The organism is Bradyrhizobium algeriense (assembly GCF_003062295.1).
GTDB classification, from domain to species: domain Bacteria; phylum Pseudomonadota; class Alphaproteobacteria; order Rhizobiales; family Xanthobacteraceae; genus Bradyrhizobium; species Bradyrhizobium algeriense.
On record NZ_PYCN01000331.1, the window covers coordinates 1 to 239 of the forward strand.

Below are 239 nucleotides of genomic sequence, written 5' to 3' on the forward strand. Positions count from 1 at the left end.
ACCGCGTCCCGACCGCTCCTTCAGCACCTCAAGCCGGTGCCCGAACAGAAAATGATGCGGGTCGGTGATCGTGACGTGAGACACGACCCGTTCCAAAATAGGGGTACTCTGTCGTGTTCGGCGAGCCCACCGTCGGCGACGCCGTGCTGGATCGTATTGTCCACAACGCTTATCGGATCGAGCTCGACGGCCCGTCTATGCGCAAGCTCAAAGCCGACGAGGAACGGCTGGCGCCGGCC

Annotated in this window: 1 pseudogene; it reads left to right on the top strand. The window is 62.8% G+C overall.

What is annotated here, in order from left to right:
• Window positions 1–113: 113 nt before the first annotated feature.
• Window positions 114–239, top strand: a pseudogene (locus tag C7G61_RS43710) (ATP-binding protein); the annotation flags it as partial.